The 21826-nt window shown below is 63.7% G+C and carries 18 protein-coding genes; 9 read left to right on the forward strand and 9 right to left on the reverse strand.

The features are described 5' to 3' along the window. The first annotated feature begins 26 nt into the window (after positions 1–26). Positions 27–1607 carry an SLC13 family permease gene (locus ASU23_RS01540; protein WP_007728891.1) on the forward strand — a complete coding sequence of 527 codons (1581 nt, stop codon included), beginning with the start codon at positions 27–29 and terminating at the stop codon, positions 1605–1607. Then, positions 1607–2494 carry a cyclase family protein gene (locus ASU23_RS01545; protein WP_030536286.1) on the forward strand — a complete coding sequence of 296 codons (888 nt, stop codon included), beginning with the start codon at positions 1607–1609 and terminating at the stop codon, positions 2492–2494. Before ASU23_RS01540 ends, ASU23_RS01545 begins: the two co-directional genes overlap by 1 nt. A gap of 3 nt (positions 2495–2497) precedes the next feature. Here the strand turns inward: ASU23_RS01545 and ASU23_RS01550 are convergent, their stop codons facing one another. The 7 genes from ASU23_RS01550 to ASU23_RS01585 all read right to left on the reverse strand — a co-directional run bounded on the left by ASU23_RS01550 (position 2498) and on the right by ASU23_RS01585 (position 11402). Beyond that, positions 2498–3703: a sorbosone dehydrogenase family protein gene (locus ASU23_RS01550; RefSeq protein ID WP_058037014.1), complete on the reverse strand. Its 1206-nt coding sequence runs from the start codon at positions 3701–3703 to the stop codon at positions 2498–2500. Between the two features lie 108 nt (positions 3704–3811). Continuing rightward, entirely contained in the window at positions 3812–5461 is a 1650-nt protein-coding gene (locus ASU23_RS35225) for an HNH endonuclease signature motif containing protein (RefSeq protein WP_082661280.1), read from the reverse strand. Between the two features lie 344 nt (positions 5462–5805). Beyond that, positions 5806–6777: an L-histidine N(alpha)-methyltransferase gene (gene egtD, locus ASU23_RS01565; protein ID WP_058037017.1), complete on the reverse strand. Its 972-nt coding sequence runs from the start codon at positions 6775–6777 to the stop codon at positions 5806–5808. Then, positions 6774–7520 (reverse strand): ergothioneine biosynthesis protein EgtC, encoded by a 747-nt coding sequence (gene egtC, locus ASU23_RS01570; protein WP_050654523.1) that lies wholly within the window; start codon positions 7518–7520, stop codon positions 6774–6776. Before egtC ends, egtD begins: the two co-directional genes overlap by 4 nt. Before the next feature lies 1 nt (position 7521). After that, entirely contained in the window at positions 7522–8829 is a 1308-nt protein-coding gene (egtB, locus tag ASU23_RS01575) for an ergothioneine biosynthesis protein EgtB (protein WP_042920949.1), read from the reverse strand. Next, positions 8826–10049 (reverse strand): ergothioneine biosynthesis glutamate--cysteine ligase EgtA, encoded by a 1224-nt coding sequence (egtA, locus tag ASU23_RS01580; protein WP_050654522.1) that lies wholly within the window; start codon positions 10047–10049, stop codon positions 8826–8828. The genes egtB and egtA overlap by 4 nt, the downstream gene beginning before the upstream one ends. Positions 10050–10127: 78 nt before the next feature. Further along, complete coding sequence (locus ASU23_RS01585; RefSeq protein WP_058037018.1) at positions 10128–11402, reverse strand: APC family permease; 1275 nt, start codon at positions 11400–11402, stop codon at positions 10128–10130. A 14-nt stretch (positions 11403–11416) separates the two neighbouring features. Between ASU23_RS01585 and ASU23_RS01590 the strand changes: the two genes are divergently transcribed. Continuing rightward, on the forward strand, positions 11417–12598 hold the full coding sequence (locus ASU23_RS01590; protein ID WP_058037019.1) for an aminotransferase class V-fold PLP-dependent enzyme: 1182 nt from the start codon (positions 11417–11419) through the stop codon (positions 12596–12598). 82 nt (positions 12599–12680) lie between these two features. Beyond that, positions 12681–14141 (forward strand): FAD-dependent oxidoreductase, encoded by a 1461-nt coding sequence (locus ASU23_RS01595; protein ID WP_058037020.1) that lies wholly within the window; start codon positions 12681–12683, stop codon positions 14139–14141. Here ASU23_RS01595 and ASU23_RS01600 read toward each other — a convergent pair. Beyond that, positions 14138–15343: a GAF domain-containing protein gene (locus tag ASU23_RS01600; protein WP_058037021.1), complete on the reverse strand. Its 1206-nt coding sequence runs from the start codon at positions 15341–15343 to the stop codon at positions 14138–14140. The genes ASU23_RS01595 and ASU23_RS01600 overlap by 4 nt on opposite strands. Positions 15344–15633: 290 nt before the next feature. Here ASU23_RS01600 and ASU23_RS01605 point away from each other — a divergent pair, with 290 nt between their 5' ends. Together ASU23_RS01605 and pth are read left to right on the forward strand one after the other, a co-directional pair. After that, entirely contained in the window at positions 15634–16242 is a 609-nt protein-coding gene (locus ASU23_RS01605) for a 50S ribosomal protein L25/general stress protein Ctc (RefSeq protein ID WP_003946242.1), read from the forward strand. 106 nt (positions 16243–16348) lie between these two features. Beyond that, on the forward strand, positions 16349–16921 hold the full coding sequence (pth, locus tag ASU23_RS01610) for an aminoacyl-tRNA hydrolase (RefSeq protein WP_003946229.1): 573 nt from the start codon (positions 16349–16351) through the stop codon (positions 16919–16921). A 3-nt stretch (positions 16922–16924) separates the two neighbouring features. Here pth and ASU23_RS01615 read toward each other — a convergent pair whose 3' ends face one another. Next, a complete protein-coding gene (locus ASU23_RS01615; protein WP_007728923.1) occupies positions 16925–18559 on the reverse strand; it encodes a fatty acyl-AMP ligase in 1635 nt (544 codons plus the stop codon). A 238-nt stretch (positions 18560–18797) separates the two neighbouring features. Here ASU23_RS01615 and ASU23_RS01620 point away from each other — a divergent pair, with 238 nt between their 5' ends. The 3 genes from ASU23_RS01620 to ASU23_RS01630 all read left to right on the forward strand — a co-directional run bounded on the left by ASU23_RS01620 (position 18798) and on the right by ASU23_RS01630 (position 21815). After that, positions 18798–20516, forward strand: coding sequence for a peptide chain release factor 3 (locus ASU23_RS01620; protein ID WP_050654517.1), 1719 nt, complete (start codon positions 18798–18800; stop codon positions 20514–20516). Beyond that, positions 20516–21166, forward strand: a complete 651-nt coding sequence (gene pnuC, locus ASU23_RS01625; RefSeq protein ID WP_019744670.1) for a nicotinamide riboside transporter PnuC — start codon at positions 20516–20518, stop codon at positions 21164–21166. The genes ASU23_RS01620 and pnuC overlap by 1 nt, the downstream gene beginning before the upstream one ends. A gap of 76 nt (positions 21167–21242) precedes the next feature. Continuing rightward, positions 21243–21815: a hypothetical protein gene (locus ASU23_RS01630; RefSeq protein WP_047270289.1), complete on the forward strand. Its 573-nt coding sequence runs from the start codon at positions 21243–21245 to the stop codon at positions 21813–21815. Positions 21816–21826: the final 11 nt, after the last annotated feature.

Here is a 21826-nt window from a genome sequence, read left to right on the forward strand (position 1 = left end):
TGTATGAGCAGGTACCTTTACGAATCGTGAATGACATCACCATCACTTTCGTCGTGCTTGCACTGGTCGTGGCGCTGTTCGTGATCGGCCGAATCCCGGTCGGCATCATCGCGATCGGCACTGCCCTGGCGCTGTACGCCACCGGTGTGATCACGATGGAGCAGGCGCTCGCCGGATTCGGCGATCCGACGGTGGTGTTCATCGCCGCGCTTTTTGTCGTCAGCGAAGCCCTCGACGCCACCGGTGTCACCACGTGGGCGGGCGAGAAACTGCTGGCGAAAGTCGGCGAATCCCGAGTCCGTCTCGTGAGTGCGATCATGTTGCTGGTTGCCGCGTTGACCGCATTGATCAGCGTCAACGGGGCCGTAGCCGCGTTGGTACCGATGGTGGTCGTCTTGGCGGTACGTCTCGGTAAATCGACGTCACAACTGCTTCTGCCGTTGGCATTTGCCGCCCATGCCGGATCGATGCTCACCTTGACCGGAACACCGGTCAACATCATCGTTTCCGAAGCCGCCGAGGAATCCGGGGCCGGTGCTTTCGGGTTCTTCAGTTTCACCTTGGTCGGTGCGCCGCTCGTATTGGGAACGATTGCGATCGCCGTACTTCTCGGTCCTCACGTCCTCCCCCATCGTGCGGGGACGTCGATGTCGCCTGACCTGAGCCGGCATGCCAAGACCCTCGCGAAGCAGTATCAGCTCATGGGAAAGGATGCGCCGTCCGCAGAGCCCTTGATCACCAAGCACGACGGCGTGGTCGAAGTGATCATCCCGCCGCGCTCGGAAATGATCGGCGACAGGGCTTTTCCGGGCATGGTGACCGACAGTGGAGATCTGGTGATACTCGCAGTCCAGCGCGCCGGTGAGGACTGCGGCCCCAAGGGCGTCAAGTTGGCGGCCGGTGACACGCTTCTCCTGCAAGGAAGCTGGGACGATCTCGACACCCACACCGCCGTCGATCCGAACGTCCTCGTGGTCGACGCACCTGCCCAGATCCGTAAGCAGGCAGCCCCGTTGGGAACCCGCGCGGTCATCGCTCTCGTCGTCGTTGCGGCGATGGTAGTGATGCTGACGTTCGGATTGGTGCCGTCCGCGATAGCCGGACTCCTCGCGGCATGTGCGATGGTGCTGCTACGAGTCATCAGCGTCGAGCAGGCGCATCGGTCCATCTCGTGGACCACGTTGATTCTCGTCGGCGGAATGATCCCGCTGTCGACCGCAATCCAGCAGACCGGCGCGGCCGAAAAGCTCGCGCATGCGTTTGTCGACGTCGTCGGTGGGGCAAGCCCGTATGTCGTCGTCGCTGGACTCTTCGTCGTGACGGCGACTCTGGGCCAGCTGATCAGCAACACTGCAACCGCGTTGATCATCACGCCGATCGCGATCTCGGTCGCCATCGAACTCGACATCTCGGTGCTGCCCCTTCTGATGACGGTCACCGTCGCTGCCGCGGCCTCCTTCCTGACGCCCGTAGCCACTCCCGCGAACATGATGGTGATGGGCCCTGGTGGTTACAAGTTCGGCGACTACTGGAAGCTCGGACTCCCGATGTTGTTGTGGTTCCTGATAGTTGCAACGGTGTTGATCCCAGTGATCTGGAGTTTCTGATGTGCTCACCGAAGGTCTTGTCGGAGGTCTACGAATCGATAGGACGCGAAGGCAGGAAGATCAGCCGTCGATCGATGTTCGCGGCGCTGGGCACCGGTGCCCTCGGCGCGACCGTCATGGCCGGCGCTGTACAGCCCACTGCGTCGGCAGCACCAACAGGTCAGACCATCGTCGATCTGACCCACGTACTGACGCCGGAGTTCCCGGTGTGGCCGGGCGCGCGCTCGTTCGAGATGAGGAACCTGGCGAAGATCGCCGACGCCGCCGGATCTCTGGGCTCGCTCGGCTCCGCCGGGTCAGGTGGAAACTTCTACCTCAACGAACTCCGCCTCGAAGAACACACTGGTACTCACATCGACGCTCCCGCACACGCCAGTGCGGACGGAATCACCGTCGAGAAGATTCCCGTCGCCGACCTCGTCGTGCCGATTGCGGTCGTCGACATCAGTGCCCGAGCCTCCGTCGACCCCGACACACTGCTCACCCGCCAGGACATCCTCGATTGGGAGTCCCTCCACGGGACCATCGCTCCCCGCAGCCTGGTTGCGATGAACTCGGGTTGGGATACCCGGGCCGGTGCCGGTGGCGCCTTCACGAATCGAGATGCACTCGGCGTGCAACACACACCGGGATTCAACCCCGAGGCGATCGACTTTCTCGTCCGCGAGCGCAACATCGTCGCCGTGGGCTCGGACACCCTCAGCATCGACGCGGGCCGAAGCACCACCCACGGGGCTCACCGAAGCGCTTTGGGCTCAGGAAAGTACGCAGTCGAAGCCCTCGCAAATCTGTCCGCACTTCCGGCCGTCGGCGCCACGGTGATGGTGGGAGCGCCGACGCATGCGGGTGGTTCGGGTGGTCCGTGCCGGGTCATCGCCTGGTACTGAAGATCAGGGCGTAGGCGTCACCCGCAGCACCTTGTCGCCGGCGCCGTTGTCGGTGGTCACCAGGAGCGAGCCGTCGGGCGTCGGGGTCACCGACCGCAAGCGACCGAACTGGTTCTCCAACCCGAAGGTCTGCGCGTCGACCGAGCGTCCGTCGGCACTCAGGCGGAGGAAGATCAGTTCCTTGCTCTTGAGGCCACCCATTACGAGCGCACCGTCCCAGGCACCCCATGCAGCTCCACCGGTGAAGGCAGCGCTGGCGGTAGCCAACGTCGAGCTACCCGAACGCCACACCGCCGCAATCGCTCCCGGCACTCGCACGGGATCGGTCATCGGCACGGATTCGTCGTACGTTCCGGGAAGCCGATCCGGGCGGTAGCCGTAATTTCCGCCGGGGGTAAGCAGGTTGACTTCGTCGTCGACGCTTGTGCCCTGTTCAACCGAGTACACCCGGCCGGTTCCGGGTTGCACGGCCAAGCCTTGGACGTTGCGGTGCCCGAGCGTGTAGACCGGGCTGGAAGCATTCGGATTCCCCGCCGCCGGAGTTCCGTCGGCGTTGATGTGCAAGACCTTGCCGCCCAGCGAATTCGGATCCTGGGGGACGCTCGGCGTCGCGGTGTCACCCGTCCCGACGAACAGCGTTCCGTCCTGCGCCGCAAGAATTCGGCAACCCCCGTGACGCCCGGACGAGACCGGGATTCCTGGCAGTACAGTTCCGGTTCGCGTGAGTGCGGTCCATCCGGCGTCGACGGTCCACGAGATCACTCGAACGTCCGTGACTCCCCCAGCGCTGAATCCCTGGCAGGTGTAGAGGGTGCGCGACTGAGCGAAGTCGCGGGCAAGCGCGATACCCATGAGACCGGTTTCGGACTGCGCGTAGAGATCCGAAAGGTCAGCAGCGACTGGACCTGTCGTGTTGTCGCCTCGGCGAACGAAGAATCCGCCGGATCGTTGTCCGGTCAGGATTGCACCGTCCGGGGCCGCCACCACGTCCCAAGGGTGGTCGAGTCCGTCGACCAGTGTGGTGACCGACAACTGCGGGAGGGTGTCCTCGATGGGTATGTCCGGGTCGTCGCTCCCCAACGATCCGGTGCTTCCGTTGCCGAAACTGCCGGGGTCGAAGGGGAATGGTTGAGCCACGCTCTGCGTTACCGGCATCACCAGTACTGCAGTCAGGGCCACGGTCAATGCGGCGAGCTTCGGATGACGCACGCGTTCTCCTCGGGTCGGAAACCGTTCTGCGCCTCACTATAAACAGACAAACACCATTTTTCGGGCCCTCTCGCTATACCCGCAGGCCACAGGAGAAACGAAACCCCTTCAGAAGTCGGCAAACTCCGGCAAAGCGTTCGCCAGTGGGGATGCGTTACGTCTTGATGCAGATCGTGCCTTCCGCCAGCCGGGCACACTCCAGTCCAGGAGGTATTCGAGATCCGCTTCCACTCCCCTGTCCCGAAGTCCGAAACGTCGTTCCAGCGCATCGCCGTCCGTCAAATGCAGTCTCGCCGCGTCGGGCACTCTCAGTTCGGGGTCACAGAATGGGCCTACGGGCGCGGTAACCGTTCGTCGTCCTGACGGATCTTTCCACTCCAGAAGACCACCTCCGATTTGCTTCACTGTCCACCTGCCAAACGTCTTCAGTCGGTGATGTTTTCGACACAGACAGGCCAAGTTCCGTTCTGCAGTAGGCCCTCCCTGAGCGGGGTTGCCGTGATCGAACGGCACCGTGTGATCGATATCGCAACTATCAGAACGCACAACACAATTCGGAAAGCGGCACGTACCGTCTCGCGTCCTTACAATCGTCACCAACGCCGCGGACGGCTGGTACGTGGATTCACCGCGCCGCGAACCACTGTTCCTTCGCGAGCGATTATCCCTTGCCGCAGCGGGCAATATCTCCGGTGAGCGCATCGACCGACCCACGCCGAGCACCGGTCCGGCTGCCCCCGCAGTCGAACAATGTTGCACCTCGGACGGTGCAAGGGTGAGGACTCTCTGCCACGTGGCGTCCGCGGCGATCGCGCGCGCAAGGTCGGCATCGATGTGGCCGTACCCCTGCAAATAGCCTGGCAGGTCGTCGAATCCGAGCAGGGTGGAAGCGTTGACACCCACAAGAATTGTCGCAATCGGGAGCGCGGAGGTCTTCGTATCATCCCTACGGGTGCAATCGCCGTCGCACTGACAATCCAACGACGTCTTTCCTTCCGCCAATGCGATCAGTGCATCGGCACGCCGTTGCCCGAAAGTTCTCGGATCGGAACCACAGACCTGCATCGACATCGCACGGAGCCTCGTGGCCAAAGTCTGAGCGCCGACCACTGGAAGCATTCCGTCCAGAGTCGACATACCGTCGTGCGACGCGCACGTCCGAACGTCCCGATCCGCCTCCGCACGAACTCGCCTGGCACGCACCCCATCAGGGTCGTGCCGAGCAATGAGACCTCGTGCGCGCGCCTTCAACTTGTTACCGGTTACACGGCAGGCACCGTCCACGAGGAGTCGCTCGATGTCATCGAGCGCGTGCTCGGAGACGTTGGCGAGAGCTTCGGACAGTGCCATCGCTTTGGCCAGATCGATGTCACCGCAAGCAAAAGCGGCCGCCACCCGCGGAAGTCGCCAGCGCAGGTCACATCCCAGTGCAATCATTTTCTGCGCGGCGTACTCCGTAATGCTCAGTATCGACGCGATCTCCACGTGCGCGAATTGACCCCGAAAAGCCTCATTGACTCCAACCGCGGCATCCTCCTCACAACGGTCCAAGTACAGCGCAGTGACCGCGTCGATCTCGAGGAAGTGGGCGCGCGCGATTTCCGCATGCTGCCGAAACAGCGCGTCCGCGGAAGTCTTCGATTCGAACATATGAGCGATTCTACGGGCGCCCACCGACAAGTTTTTGCGAAATCCCGGGGTATTCACCGATACCTTTTGCGCTCCGATGTCACTACGTTCAATCGCATGACTCAGCATCCGACACGAGATCAACCGTACTTCGGCATAGCGATATTCGAGTTGGGGAAGAATGACGGGGTCGGGTGCTTCCACCGAGAGGACTGTTATCTCATCTGGGCTGGCGACCCCGCTGAGGCGCAGTCAAAATTCGAGCGCAAGGCCGGCGAGCAGGAGTATCCGCTCGGCGCGAGCGATGACCAGTCCTATGTAAAACTCGCGCATCTCGTGGATCTTGCGCCGGTGTCGGACGCTGTCCATACTGGCACCGCAGATCTCAATCTCGACACTTCTCAAATATTGCCGCCTACAGAACTTTTGAGACACTTCTAGGGGGAGACAGCATCCTCTGACAAGCGCCCACTTCACGCCCGCTGCGCGCACAACAACGCAAAGCGCTGATCCCGATCCGTCCACACCTTCCGCACCCCGAAGCCCGCGGACGCGAGTTCCGCGGCAATCCCGTCCTCGGTGAACTTCGCCGAGATCTCGGTGCGCAGCTGCTCGCCCGCTGCGAAGGTGATCTCCAGATCCAGGTCGTCGATGTGCACCGAGACTTCACGAAGTGCTTCCAGGCGCATCTCGATCCACTCGTTCTCGGCATCCCAGAGCGCGACGTGACGGAAGTCCTCCAAGGGAAAGTTCGCTCCCAGTTGCTTGTTCAGGACCGAGAGAACATTGAGATTGAACTGAGCAGTCACACCGGCAGCGTCGTCGTAGGCGGGCACGAGGACTGCGGGATCGATCACCAATCCCACGCCCAGGATCAGGTTCTCACCGGGATCGAGCACCGCTGCAATGCCCGAGAGGAACTCGGCGCGTTCTGCCGGAACGAGATTGCCGAGAGTTCCACCGAGAAACGCGACCGCCCGCCGTCCACCACCTGGCAGATGATGCAGCGAACCGGTGAAGTCACTGACCACCCCGACCACATCGATGCCGGGGAATTCGGCACCGACTTGCTGCGCCGCGCCTTCCAGTGCTGTCACCGAAACATCCTGCGGTACATACGTTCGCAGAGTTCCACGAGCAGTCATTGCATCGAGCAGCAACCGCGTCTTCTCCGAGGAACCGGAACCCAGTTCGATCAGGATCTCAGGATCGGTGAACGCAGCGATCTCGTCGGCGTACCGAGCGAGCAGGCCGCGTTCGGTACGGGTGGGGTAATACTCGGGTAAGGCCGTGATCTCCTCGAACAGTTCACTTCCACGCGCGTCGTAGAACCATTTGGGCGAGAGCCACTTCGGCGTAGCGGTCAAGCCCTCCCTGGCCTCGGCTCGCAATGCGTCGACCGATTCGGCCGGTGTCAGATAAACCTCGAGCGTAGGGGTTTTCATTGTTCTCCCATCGGTATCGGGGTGACGATCAAATGGCCGGGACGCGCGCAGGCGATGTGCCGGTCCGGCACCTGCTCCCAGTCCGGCGAACCATCGGACGGTTCGGAAACGATCAGTGCCCGCGACTCGTCGACCCGCGTGTACAACGTGTGGCCCCACGCCGTGGCCCACAGTTCCTGCCCGTCGCCGAACAGGAGGTTCAATCGTGAATCCGGTGCCGCCGCAGCCACATCGTGAACGAGGCTCGTCACGGCGGCTTCCGCGGGCTTCGACTTCAACCGATGCCGAAGCACTGTCCACAACAAGGCAGCATCCGTCGGCGCGGGCATCTTCAGCAATTCGACGGCCGGAACTTCTGCTGCCAAGTCGGCGAGTGAGCCAGGCCAACCGGATACCGCTCCGTTGTGGCTGAAAGCGTAGGTTCCGTCGACGAACGGTGCGCAGGCACCGATCTCGACGGCCATCCCCTCCGTCGCGGAACGTACGGCGGCGAGAACGGATCCGGAAATGATGTGGGACAACGTCTCGTCGACTGTCGGGTCCGACCAGATCGGCGAGATACTGCGGTACCGTCCCTGCCTTCCACCGTTCCACCACACCGCGCCGAATCCGTCGGCATTGATGGTCCCGCCGCCACGCATCTCGCGAGGTGCCCACGACTGTCGCATCAGTGAGTTTTCGCCGTCGTGGAGGAGTTCACGAACCGAACGCGGCGGCCCGAGATAGCCGAGGTGCCGACACATGTCAGGATCTACCCGAAATCGTTCTGGCGCAGCGAAAACCCGAGAAGATTTGGCGCCTGATCGGGTGGTCCCAGTTGCGGAACGTCCCCCGGCAGGCAACGCTGTCGGTCCCGAACGATCCCCCTCGCAACACTTTGTAGTCGCCGCCGAAGAACACCTCCGAATACTCCCGATACGGGAAGGCCCGGAAACCCGGATACGGATGGAAACCCGAAGACGTCCACTCCCACACGTCACCGATCAACTGCTCGACACCCGCTGCCGACGCACCCGCCGGGTACGAGCCGACGCCGGCGGGACCGAGATGGCGCTGACCGAGATTGGCAAGTTTCTCGTCTGCGGACACGTCCCCCCACGGGAATCGTCGCGATCTTCCGGATTCCGGATCCCACCGCGCGGCCTTTTCCCATTCCGCCTCGGTGGGAAGCCGTTTGCCTGCCCAGCACGCGTAGGCCTCGGCTTCGTAGAAGCTCACATGCACGACGGGCTTGTCCGGTGGGACCGGAGCCTCGACGCCGAAAGTCTCGTGCCACCAACCCGAACTGTCGCGTTCCCAGAACAGTGGTGCACGGAGCTTCGCGTCGACGCGATGCCGCCAACCGTCACGGGACCACAGTTCCGGTCGGGAATAGCCGCCGTCCTCGATGAATTCGACGAACTGCCCATTGGTGACCGGGAATCTGTCGATCGCGAAGTCGGTGAGATAGACCTGATGCGCAGTGCGCTCGTTGTCGAGTGCCCACGGTTCGTCGTCGGTCCCCATGACGAAGGGGCCGGCGGGGATCGTGACCTCGTCGAGTTCCGGCATGCGGGCCGCTTGCGGAGCGGGTGTGGCAACGAGTGCCGTGGGTCCCGAACGCAATTGGTGTGTTGCGAGCATGGTTTCGGCGTGTTGCTGCTCGTGCTGCGCGATCATCCCGAAGGCAAAACCGTCCATGTCGAGTTCTGTGCGTCCGAAGGTGCTGGCTTCGAGCACATCCCAGACCTTCCCGCGAACCGTACGTACGTATTCGCGCGCCTCGGCCGGGTTGAGCAGGGGAAGTGTGGGTCTCGACGATCTCGAATGCTTGAACGCGTCGTACAGCTCGTCTATGTCGCTACGCACCGGATCGCGGCCACCGACATCTCGCACCAGCCAGAGTTCCTCTTGATTGCCGATATGCGCCAGGTCCCACACGAGTGGACTCATCAACGGAGAATGCTGAGCGACCAATTCGGTATCGTCGACGCAGTCGGTGAGCAGCGTCGACCGTTCACGCGCTCGCAGAAGTACGGCCTCGACCGCTTCCTTGGTGATCTCCCCCGTCATGTGTCGCTCTCACCGGGCACAATTGCGCGACAACACCGTTCGGCTGCGGCATCGAGAAGACGGACAAACTGCGGCTCCGGCGCGTACGACGCGGCAAGCGACATCAGAGAGGTTGCCGCCGAACGCAGTTCGACGTCGTCCAAACCGTACTCTGCCGCATCCCGCCATCTCCCGGCCGTCGACGCTGCGGCATCACTCGCCTCACGCATCACGGCAGGCCCGGACAGCAACGCGTCGATCGCTGCTACCGGTACTCGCCACAGATCTCCCGGCTGCGCATCGATGTAGCGAACCTCCAGATGGCCGACAGCGCGAACCGGCGGGAACAGCGTGGACAGGTGATAGTCCAAGTCCGCCCAGACGGGTCGGCGTCCGATCTCGGCATCCAAAGCGCCGTCTATCCAGTCCCCGAAAGTGGCACCCCGCGGAGCCGTCCAATCGTCGCCCTCGTTTCGCACACACATCAGCGGAACATCGAGCGCCCAGCCGGCGTAGTCCTGCACTTCCGGGACTGCGACCGTTCGCCAGGAATCGAGTTCGAGCCACGTCCGCATGCGTTGGGACGCCCAATCCCCTCTCGGAACCCCTTGCAAGCGTGGAGAACACGCAAACGCAGCGATGAGCGCCGGCCCCATGTCCCCGAGGAGCCGCCAACGCTGGGCAATGGACTCCGGGCTGCCGCCGGCATCGACACTGACCTGCACTGCTGCTGTATTGCACATCATCAAGGTGCCGTACGGTCCTATCCCGGCGAAGCGGGATTCCATTGCGCAATAACGTGGCAACCGGAGAATCCGGGAAGGTGGGCGGGCGACGTCGGCCGCGGCAGAACTGATTTCGATGGAGTACGACGCGAGGAGTGTTTCGAGAGTACGACGGTCTTCGTCGAGACAGTCACACAGTTCTCGGGCGGACGTCCGCGGCGCTGACGAGAGTTCGATCTGTCCGCCAGGTTCTACGGTGACGAGGCTGCCACGAGGAAGCGGAACCGCTGGTGAATCCGGGTCGATACTGGTGGGCGCGTATCGCCCGAGTGCCTTTGCCAGAGTCGCTGCTGACGGCCGCTCCCCACCGGGAACCTGGCTGGTCAGCCACTCGAGCTCAGCTCCGACCAAACGGGGTGGCCCCTGTTTGAAGCACACACCACCGACGTAGGCCTCGGCCGCAGGACGTGAATCCACCTGCGTGGTCTGTGCTGCTGTCAACGCTGCTGTCACCATTCGACTTCCCCTTCGGGCGGTCTTCGCGGTCGCTACCGACGATAGAACGCCAACGTCCGAGATGCACCCTTTGTGGTGTTACGTGTCGTTGAATTTCTTCAGTCGTATCCACCGGTACCCACAACCGGCCAGAACCACACCTGCGCCGGAAACAACCGCGATCCACGGAAGTGTGACCACCAGAACGACACAACCAGCCGCGCCGACCGCTTGCAGCCACTTCGGATACATCCGGTCCACACCGCGTTGGCTGTACGCACTCACGTTCGCGACGAAGTAGTAGAGCAGCACTCCGAACGACGAAAAGCCGATCACCCCACGAAGATCGGTTGTCGAGACCAAGGCGATCACAACGGCACCGACCACAAGTTCCGCATGGTGAGGGACCCCGAACCGTGGATGGACTGCAGCGAGGGCCACTGGCAGATCGCGCTCGCGGGCCATCGCCATCGCCGTACGACTCACGCCGGCGATCAGAGCCAGCAGCGCCCCCGCCGACGCCGCCGCGGCACCGATCACCACTACGGGAACGGCCCAACTCCAACCGACTGCGCCCACCGCATCTGCCAGTGGTCGCGCCGAATTCGCCAGCCGATCAGGTCCCAGCGTCACCAACAGCACCACCGCTACCAGCGCATAGAGGACAACGGCGACGGTGAGTGCGATCAGGATCGCCCGCGGAATCGTTCGACGCGGATCACGCACTTCCTCCCCCAGCGTCGCGATCCTGGCGTAACCGGCGAACGCGAAGAAAAGCAGCCCCGCCGCTTGCAGAATTCCGTACCACGACCCGAACGCGACGTCCGGGAACTCGCGCACCGCACCAGGACCGACGACGGCAACCACCAGCGCTACACACAGCGCCGTCGTCGACACGGCGACGATCACCCTGGCCATGTGCGCCGTCCGCGTGACTCCGCGATAGTTGACTGCAACCAGCGCTGCCACCACCAATACCGCGACGGGGACACGCCAGGCCGTAGGCGCAACATACGTCGCAAAAGTCAGGGCCATTGCCGCGCAGCTCGCGGTCTTCCCGATCACGAACGACCAGCCGGCGGCAAACCCCCACCAGGGTCCGAGCTGCTCACGTCCGTAGACGTAGGTCCCACCTGAAGTGGGGTATCTGGCCGCAAGCTGCGCCGACGACGTCGCGTTGCAGTAGGCGATGAACGCTGCAATCGCCAGGCCCACAAGCAACCCGGTACCGGCTACTGCGGCAGCGGGCGCGAACACCACGAAGACTCCGGCGCCGATCATCGCGCCGAGGCCGATCACCACGGCATCGGCCGTGCCCAGTCTTCGCTCCATCGGGACAGCTTCGTTCACAGGTAGTTTGAACCACACCGACATGAACGGAAGGTGCCATGTTCGATCTCGACACGATCCGCCGCGACACTCCCGGATGCCTTGACAAGGTGTTCCTCGACAGCGCGGGATCCTCGCTCCCGCCCGAGCCGGTGCCGGCCACGATGATCGAGCACCTGCGACGTGAAGCCGACGTCGGCGGATACGTCGCAGCTGCTCGTCAGAGCGGCGCCCTCGCTGCTGTTCCCCATTCGCTGGCCCGGGTCATCGGTGCTCAGGCAACCGATATCGCTTTGACGGACAGCGCGACCCGCGCGTGGAACGACTTCCTCGCTGCCGTTCCGCTCGGACCCGGTGATCGAATTCTCATCAGCGGAGTCGAATACGCGAGCAACGCCATCGCTGCACTGGGGCGGGCGCGTTCGACCGGTGCCCACGTCGAGATCATCCCGAGCGATCAGTACGGACGCATCGACCTCGACGCACTCGAGAACATGCTCGACGATCGGGTTCGCGTCGTCTCCGTCGTCCACGTCCCCACCAACGGCGGCCTGATCAACCCCGTTCGCGAGGTCGTCGAACTCGCGAGGGCCCACGGCTCGCTCGTTCTGCTCGACGCATGCCAGTCCGTCGGCCAATTGCCCATCGACGTCACCGAACTCGGCGTCGACGCCCTCAGCGCAACCGGCCGCAAGTGGCTCCGCGGGCCACGCGGAACCGGATTCCTGTACGTCCGCCCCGGACTCGTCGACGCACTCGAACCCGCTGCGATGGACCTGCACGGAGCGGAATGGACCGGCGAGAACATCTTCGTACCCGCACCGGACGCAACACGATTCGAGCTCTGGGAAACGAGTGTCGCGGCGCGCCTGGGTCTCGGCGTCGCCGCCGACTATCTGCTCTCGATCGGCACCGACACGGTGTGGGAGCAGATCGAATCCAGAGCAGTCACGCTGAGGCAAGAGCTGGCATCGATTCCCGGAGTCGAAGTCCGCGATCGAGGAACCCAGCTGAGCGGCATCGTTTCCTTCACCGTCGACGGTATCCCCGAGCACCTGGTTCGGGATCAGCTTGCAGCACAGAACATCACCGTCACCGTCAGCGGTCGCGGGTCCACCCTCCTCGACATGGATGCCCGCGGACTCGACGCCGTGGTTCGCGCATCGCCGCACTACTTCGTCGACGAAGCCGACCTGGACACATTTCTGGGCGCGGTGAGGAGTTTGCAAACCTCCCGTTGACCGGGACCATGCCTGATCTGCGGAAGTCGAAACTGCAACTGTGGGGTGATCAGCAGTTTCGCCTTCCGAGAGGACTATTCGCATGGCCGACCCCACCGTCAGACCGATCTCCGCTGCCGACATCACCACCTGGGACTACGAGGCCGACGTCGTCGTCGCGGGATACGGCATCGCCGGCGTCACCGCTGCGATCGAAGCAGCTCGTGCCGGCGCCGAGGTGCTCGTCCTGGAGCGGACGGGCGGTTGGGGCGGAGCCGCGTCACTGGCTGGTGGATTCATCTACCTGGGCGGTGGAACGCCGTTGCAGAAGGCGTGCGGGTTCGAGGACTCGGTCGAGAACATGAAGACGTTCATGAAGGCAGCGCTCGGCCCCGGAACCGACGATACGAAGATCGACGCGTACTGCGAGGGCAGCGTCGATCACTACAACTGGCTCGTCGACGCCGGGGTCCCGTTCAAGGAATCGTTCTGGGGTCAGCCCGGCTGGGAACCGCCGTACGACGACGGCCTGATGTACTCGGGAGGCGAGAACGCCGCGCCGTTCAACACCCTCGTCGACCCCGCGCCCCGCGGACACGTTCCGCAGATGTCCGAGAAGAACACCGGCGAGAAGGGCGGCGGCTACATGCTGATGAAGCCACTCGTCGAGACGGCCGAAAAGCTCGGCGTCCGAGCAGAATACGATCTGCGCGTCCAAACTGTGGTGGTAGACGGCGATCGGGTTGTCGGCGTCGTCGCCAAGCGCTACGGCAAGGATGTCGCGATTCGTGCCCGCAAAGGCGTAGTGCTGGCGATGGGCAGCTTCGCGTACAACAACGAGATGGTGCGCTCGAACGCACCGCGTATCTTCGGCCACCCGGCGGCCTCCATCGAGGCGCACGACGGCCGCGCAATCCAGATCGGTCAGGCACTCGGCGCCGACACCGCACACATGGACGCCACCGAGGTCGCGTTCTTCTGCGACCCGCAGTTGATGGTGCGCGGCATTCTTGTCAACGGCCGCGGTCAGCGATACATCCCCGAGGACACCTACCCCGGCCGCATCGGCCAGGCAACGCTGTTCCAGCAGGACAACCAGGCATTCCTCGTGATCGACGAAGCTGCGTACGAGGAAGGCATGAATGCCGAATCGTCCAGTGCACAGTTGCGGGCGCAGCCGAGCTGGGTGGCGGAGACCGTCGAGGAACTCGAAGCCGAGATGGGATTGCCCGCCGGATCGCTGCAATCCACCGTCGACCTCTACAACCGGCACGCGGCTGAAGGTTCGGATCCGGTGCTCGGCAAGAAGTCCGAGTGGGTGAAGCCGATCGTCGGCCCGTTCGCGGCAATCGATCTCCGTGGCCGCACAGGCGGATTCACGCTGGGAGGATTGAAGACCACCGTCGATTCCGAGGTTCTGCACGTCTCGGGTGCGCCGATCCCCGGACTGTTCGCAGCGGGTCGCTGCACGTCCGGTGTCTGTGCGGGCGGTTACGCCAGCGGGACAAGTCTCGGCGACGGCAGCTTCTTCGGACGTCGTGCCGGAATCAGCGCGGCGCGCTAGATCACCACAACTCGCACGCCCTCGGCAAAGCGGTACGGCTGAGTCTGCAGGACCGCGCCGAGGTGTTTCCTCAGTCTGGACACCTCGGCGCGCACTGCCACGACATGCTCGCGATCACCGAAGAGCACTTCGCTCAGGCCTGCGGCATCCACACCTGCCGAACCGACGGCTGCCAGTGCCCGCAAGATCTGAGCGTGACGCGGCGAAAGCGCGCGCGTCCAGTTGGCGTCACCACGCACCGTCACCTGCGGCGATGCGCCGAAGGCCAGCTCCAGCTCGATCAACGGCCCGCCGACGCCGGTGCGCAACAGCCAGCCGTCTCCGAGCGGCTCAGGCAGACACATCCCCAGACCTGGCACGATGACTGGCTTTCCCGCACTGGGTGCTGCCACACGGTCGGGCGCGGCAATCCCGCTGGCGCCGGCCACCCAGCCGAACTCGTCGACCACCAATGCCGGACCTGTTCCTGCCGCGAACAGCGGTGCCGCCCGCGAGCGCAGGCGCTCGAGCGAAGCCGCGTGCTCGCGCCACAGCGTCGCCTCCGCGAGGCGAACCGCGGTGCGCACCAGCGCGACGGTGGTGGGATGCACCGAAGCTGCGGATCCACTGATGTCCACCACGCCCAGTATCTCGCCCGTCCGTGGGTCGTGCACGGGCGAGCCGGTACACGACCAATTGTGATGCGTGGGCGCATAGTGCTCGGCCGAGAAGAGTTGCACCGCAGAGTCTTCGATCAGCGCGGTACCTATCGCGTTGGTCCCCACCGACTGCTCCGACCAGCGTGCGCCTTCCGCGAACCCGAGAGCGTCCGCCGCACGTTTGACGGTCTTCGCCCCTTCGCGCCAGAGCAGGACACCGTCGGCGTCGGCAACGACCACGATGAAGCCCGCGTCCTCGGCGACCTCGGTGAGCGTGGTTCGCAGTTCGGGCAGAACGCTTCGCAGCGCGGTACGCGAACGCCTCGCCTCCAACTCGGAGAAATCGGCGACAGTAGACGCACCGCAGTGATCCGGCGTGAGCCCGCCGGCGGCCACCCTCGACCACGACCGCGCCACGACGGTCCGCGGCTGCGCCGGTGGTTCCTGGCCGGAGAGAACTGCGTCGTGCACCCGACTGAGTAGGCGAGCATGCTGCGACAGGTCGGTACCCGGCACGACGGCACCGAGCCGACTGCCTTCGGGAGCGTTCCCCACGGTGGTCACTCCGTCAGGCTACCGCTTTCGATGTGACGCGAACCACGTCCACACGGCCAGGTCCCCACCACCTGCGATTAGCGGCCGGGAGCAAACTCCGGTAACGTATCCGAAGTTGTCTCGGCGAGGGTGAATCGCAGCAGTTCCACACGTTGCAGGTTTACCGTGATCGACGCGGCTACGGCTCAGCTCGAGCGTTTCGCTCCTGGCCGTGTGCGCGCCTGTCCGCCTTGCCGCAGGCAAAACCACACGTCAGTAAACCGAGCACGAACCCCGTGAGTTGTAGGAGCCGTTTCATCATGTCTGAAGAAAACAACCTCGTCGCCGTCGTCCGCACCGAATTCGGCAAGGGCGCAGCTCGCCGCGCACGTCGTGACGGCCAGGTCCCCACGGTTCTGTACGGCCACGGTGAAGATCCCCGCCACCTCAATGTGCCGGCTCGCGACTTCGCCGCCATCCTCCGTGCACACGGCACCAACGCCATCCTCACCCTCGACATCGAGGGCACGGAGCAGGTTGCACTGACCAAGTCGGTCGTCGTGCACCCCATCCGCAACTACATCGAGCACGCCGACCTCCTCGTCATCAAGAAGGGCGAGAAGGTCACGATCGACGTGAACGTCATCGTCGTCGGCGATGCTGCTGCAGGCACGATGGTCGCGCAGGACGCATCCACGATCTCCATCGAGGCCGACGCGCTTCACATCCCCGAGCAGATCGAGGTTTCGGTCGAGGGTCTCGAGATCGGCACCCAGATCCTGGCCAGCCAGCTCGAACTGCCCAAGGGCTCGACCCTGCAGGCTGACGCCGACACCCTGATCGTCAACGTCGTTGCTGCACCCACCGAGGCAGACCTCGAAGAGGGCGCAGAAGCTCCCGCCGCCGACGAGGCTGCAGAAGAGGCCTGATCCTCTCGGTTCCAACAGAACTCACTGCGCGCGGCGCGTCATTCCGATTCGGAGTGACGCGCCGTTCGTGCGTAGCAGGAAAAATCAAGCCAGAAAGTAGCGTCCGTTGAGCACAGATACCGCCCTCGTCATCGGCCTGGGTAATCCCGGCCCCCAGTACGAGAAGACCCGGCACAACGTCGGCTTCATGGTCGCCGGCACCCTTGCCGGGCGCATGGGCGGAAAGTTCAACGTACACAAGAAGAGTGGCGCCGAAATCGTCGAAGGTCGCCTCGCCGGCCGGCGCGTGATTCTCGGAAAACCACGCTCGTACATGAATCTCTCGGGTGGCGCTGTCGCCGGTCTCGCACGGTTCTTCTCGGTCGACGCCGCGAACATCATCGTCGTCCACGACGAACTGGATCTCGATTTCGGGACGATCAGACTCAAACTCGGCGGCGGCGAAGGCGGCCACAACGGCCTGCGGTCCATTTCGAGTTCGTTGACCACCAAGGACTACCTGCGCACGCGCGTCGGGATCGGTCGTCCGCCGGGCCGCATGGACCCGGCGGACTACGTTCTCAAGCCGTTCTCGTCCACGGAGCGAAAAGAACTCGATCTCGTATGCGAAGAGGCTGCGGATGCAGTGGAGCTACTGCTCGAACTCGGGTTGGAAGCCGCACAGAACCGCCTGCACTGACGGTCAGTTACCCAGCAGTGCAGCCGAATTCGCGCGGCGGAGCTTCCCCGACGACGTCTTCGGGATACTGCCGGGACCCAGGACCGCAACGGCGCGAGGTCGGACACCGACGTCGGCAACCACGGCGTGGACCACTTCGCGTTCGATACGCTTGACCTCTTCCGGATCCTCGAAAGCGTTGGTCTCGACGGCGACTGCAAAGCTCTCACGCTTCTGGCCGGCGTCGAGACGAATCGCGACGGCATTTCCGGGACGCACACCGGCAACGGTTCCGGCCGCCCGTTCGATGTCTGTGGGGTACACGTTCCGGCCGCCCATGATGATGACGTCCTTGACACGCCCGCACACCACGACCAGTCCTTCCTCGGTGAAGTACCCGACGTCACCGGTGTCGAGCCAACCGTCGGCGTCCTGGGCCGGCTTGTGTCCGTCGACCGTGACGTACCCGGGAGTGACTGCCTTGCCGCGAACCTCGATGATTCCGACACCGCGGGCCGGAAGCACCTGACCGTCACGGTCGACGATGCGTCCCTCGAGGTCAGGCACCATCTTGCCGAGTGTGGCGAGGGCACGAGCGTTGGGGCGATTGGACGGCACCGCTCGAGACATCGATTCGAGAAAGTCTGGATCGACGTAGTCGAGGACCTGACCTTGATCGGGATCCGGAATCGACACGGCGAGCGTGGTTTCCGCCATTCCGTACACGGGCGCCAGCGCAGTCGGGTTCAAACCGAAACGCGCACCTGCCTCGGCGAGTGCATCCATCGTGTCGGGATCCACCGGCTCGGCGCCGTTCCACATGTATCGGACGCTGGACAGGTCGACTGCCCCGTCTTCCGCCTGTGCGAGTCGACGAGCCAAGAGCGAGTACGCGAAGTTCGGTGCGGCGGTGACGGTTCCGCCGTACTTGCCCATCAGTTCGGCCCACAGCACCGGGGTACGCAGGAAATCCATCGGCGTGATGCTGATGACCTCTGCGCCCACCTGCATCGGAACCGTGAGAAAACCGACCATGCCCATGTCGTGGAAGAGCGGAAGCCAGCTCACCATCACGTCGTCTTCGATGGAGAACTTGATGCGGTTGATCATGGCGTAGGCATTTGTGTAGAAGTTCTCGTGCGTGATCTGCACGGCCTTGGGCGAACCGGTGGAACCGGACGTCAACTGCTGGAGTGCGATATCCGATTCGGCCGTCTCCACGGGATCGATCGACGTTCCGCTGCGAAGCTCGTCCACCGTCACGACGGTGATGCCACGCTCTTCGAGGAGCGGCTTGGCCGCGTCGAAGGGCGCACCCAGAATGACGGCTTTCGCGGAGATCATGTCGATCACAGTCTCGGTGTCCTGAGCCCAGACGCCCAGATCCGTTCGGGGGGTCGGCTGATGCAGCATCGTCACCGACGCACCGCGCATCCACGTCGCCTGGCAGGCAGGTGCGATGTCGACGGGCTGTCCGGCGAGAATGCCGATCGCGACGCCGCGATCGATACCGACCTCGGCCAGGCCGCCGGCCATGCGCCGAGCCTCCTGGTGGATGTCGCCCCAGGTCTGACGGAAAGCGTTGTCCGGCTCTCCCGTCACCAGGCCGCGGTCGGTGACTGCGGCGGTCGCATACATCTCTTCGGTGAACTTGCTCAACGCAACTCCTCGGTCAGTGTCACTCTTCGATCAGTGCAACTCTTCGCAGGACACAAATGGCTGTGTGTTCGAACACACACATACATGGATAATCAGCGATCGTTCGCCGAGTGTTACGCCGCAGTGGCTATTGCATCGTGGTCTGCGAGTATCCTTTCTCTGTTGTGCTGCCGCACTCTCCACCTGTCCGCGCACCGGCACGTCGCCGGCACCGACGCCCACTTCGAGAGGTTCTTCGTTGACTACCCCGTCCGACTCGACCGTCCCTTCCGACTCGACTGTCCAGTCCGACACCGAAGGCCCCGATTCAACCGAGAGCGGGTCGGTCGCGGTCACGACGACGACCAAGGGCCTGTCCGCCGAGGCAGAGCGTCGCCGCACCTTCGCCGTCATCTCGCATCCCGACGCCGGAAAGTCGACGCTGACCGAAGCGCTGGCACTGCACGCGAAGAAGATCTCGGAGGCAGGAGCCGTCCACGGCAAGGCAGGCCGCAAGTCGACGGTCTCGGACTGGATGGAGATGGAGAAGGCCCGCGGCATTTCCGTCAGTTCCACCGCACTGCAGTTCAACTACCACTCGTCCGAGACCCCGGACGAGCAGATCAACGTCATCAACCTCGTCGACACCCCCGGTCACTCCGACTTCTCCGAGGACACGTACCGCGTCCTGACCGCCGTCGACGCGGCGGTCATGCTCATCGACGCTGCCAAGGGCCTCGAACCGCAGACGCTCAAGCTGTTTCAGGTGTGTCGTCACCGCGGCATTCCGGTCATCACCGTCATCAACAAGTGGGACCGTCCCGGTCAGACTCCTCTCGAACTGCTCGACGAGATCAGCGAACGGATCGGCCTCACGCCCACCCCCCTGTACTGGCCGGTCGGCATCGCCGGCGACTTCCGCGGACTGCTGCGGCGCGGTGAAGACGGTCAGGCTCGCGAATACGTCCGCTTCACCCGTACCGCAGGCGGCGCGAAGATCGCCCCCGAAGAGGTCATGGACGCCGACGCGGCGCTCGCCAAGGAAGGCTCCGAGTGGGAGACCGCGGCCGAGGAGAGTGAACTGCTCTCCGCTACCGGCCAGGACCACGATCAGGAGATGTTCCTCGCCGGTCAGACTTCCCCGGTGATCTTCGCGTCCGCGATGCTCAACTTCGGCGTCCGCCAGATCCTCGACACCCTCGTCGAATTGGCGCCGCCGCCGCGTGGGCGCGAAGACCTCAGCGGCAAGCCGCGCGAGGTCACCGATCCGTTCAGTGCGGTCGTCTTCAAGGTGCAGGCCGGTATGGACACCGCGCACCGCGACCGTCTGGCGTTCATGCGCATCGTCTCCGGCGTGTTCGAGCGCGGCATGGTTGTCACACACGCCCAAACCGGCAAGCCCTTCACGACCAAGTACGCCCAGACGGTGTTCGGACGTGAACGTTCCACCGTCGAATCCGCGTTCCCCGGCGACGTCGTCGGCCTCGTCAACGCCACCGCACTCGCACCCGGCCACACGCTGTACACCGAGAAGAAGGTGGAGTTCCCGCCGATCCCGTCGTTCGCGCCGGAACACTTCTCGATCCTGCGCGCCGAAAGCGCCGGCAAGTACAAGCAGTTCCGCCGTGCTGTCGACCAACTCGATTCCGAGGGCGTCGTCCAGATTCTCCGCAACGACATCCGCGGCGACGCCTCCCCCGTCATGGCGGCTGTCGGCCCGATGCAGTTCGAGGTCGTCGCAGCGCGCATGAAGGCCGAGTTCAACGTCGAGGCCAAGATGGAACCGCTCGGCTACGCATTGGCTCGCCGTACCGACGCCGCGTCCGAGGTCGAACTGAACCGTCAGCGCGGTGTGGAGGTCTTCACCCGTTCCGACGGTGTTCTGCTCGCCCTGGTCAGTGACAAGTGGCGCCTGCAGTACATCCAGAAGGAACTCCCGGATCTGACGCTCGAACCCCTCGTCGCTGCTGCGGACTGATGAGCCTGATCGAGGCGCTGTTCGACGCCGAACTGCACATCGGCAGCGCCACGATTCTCTGGCGAGAGATCATCGGAAACGCGTTCGGAATCGGCTCCGCGATCGCGGGCGCGCGACGCTCGGTATGGGCGTGGCCCGTCGGTATAGCCGGAAATGCCTTGTTGTTCACGGTGTTCATGGGCGCACTTTTCCACACTCCGCAAGAGCTCAATCTCTACGGCCAGGCCGGCCGTCAGTTGTTGTTCATCACCGTCAGCGTCTACGGGTGGACTCAGTGGCGACGCGGGGCACGCGACTCCGGTCGCGCAGTCCTGCCCCACTGGGCGACAACTCGCGAGCGCGTCGCCATGATCGCCGTCATGGCCAGCGGCACAATCGCTTTCGCCTGGATCTTCGACCTCCTCGGCTCGTACGGAGCGTGGGCGGAGGCCTGGATCTTCACCGGCTCCATCCTCGCGACATACGGCATGGCGCGCGGCTGGACCGAATTCTGGCTCATCTGGATCGGCGTCGACGCCGTTGGTGTTCCCCTTCTTTTCCGAGCCGGCTATTACCCTTCGGCGATCCTCTATCTGGTCTATGCATTCTTCGTCCTGTGGGGCTTCGCAATGTGGCTGCGCATTCAACGCCGAACTCCACAAGGGGTGTGACCGTAAACCAACTCCTGGTATGTTTGCGTCGATTAAGCAAACCGGCGGTCTGTTTACGGGCATCAGGAGCGAAACAATGGAAGACAAGAATTCTCACGGAATAGCGGGCCCCAACGGTTCCGGCAACGGATCGAGAGCCAATAGTTCCGCAAGTAATGGTTCTGCAAGCAATGGTTCTGCAAGCAATGGTTCTGGGAGCAACCTTTCCACGGGTAACGGTTCCAGCAGTGCCACCGCCACAGCGGATTTTCTGTCGACCGCACCCAAGCAATCCGATGCATTCACGTTTCCGCTTCCTGCCCGAACCACGGCCGCACACAGCAGCGGAGAGGACCTTTCAGTGCCAGCTTCAACACGCGAATCATCGAGGACGCTCGAAACTCGGAGTCGTACCGTCGTACGTCGCGACGCGATGGGCGTAGCCGCCGTTCGAGTGGCCGGTCGACTCACCCACACCGAACTCATCGCAAATCAGGCCTCACCCTCGAGCGCACATTCCTCCGATCCCACGACGGATCTGGACGAGTTGCTCACGATGCTCGGCAGCTACCTGTTGTCCTCGGGGTTCGAACATCCCGAAATCCACGCCAAGCTGGGCGGACAGTCGATCGTCGTCAACCTCGTATCGCCGGAGATCAGCGCGAGCTGATCTGGGCCCAG

This window comes from Rhodococcus sp. KB6, assembly GCF_001445685.1.
Lineage (GTDB): Bacteria > Actinomycetota > Actinomycetes > Mycobacteriales > Mycobacteriaceae > Rhodococcus_F > Rhodococcus_F qingshengii.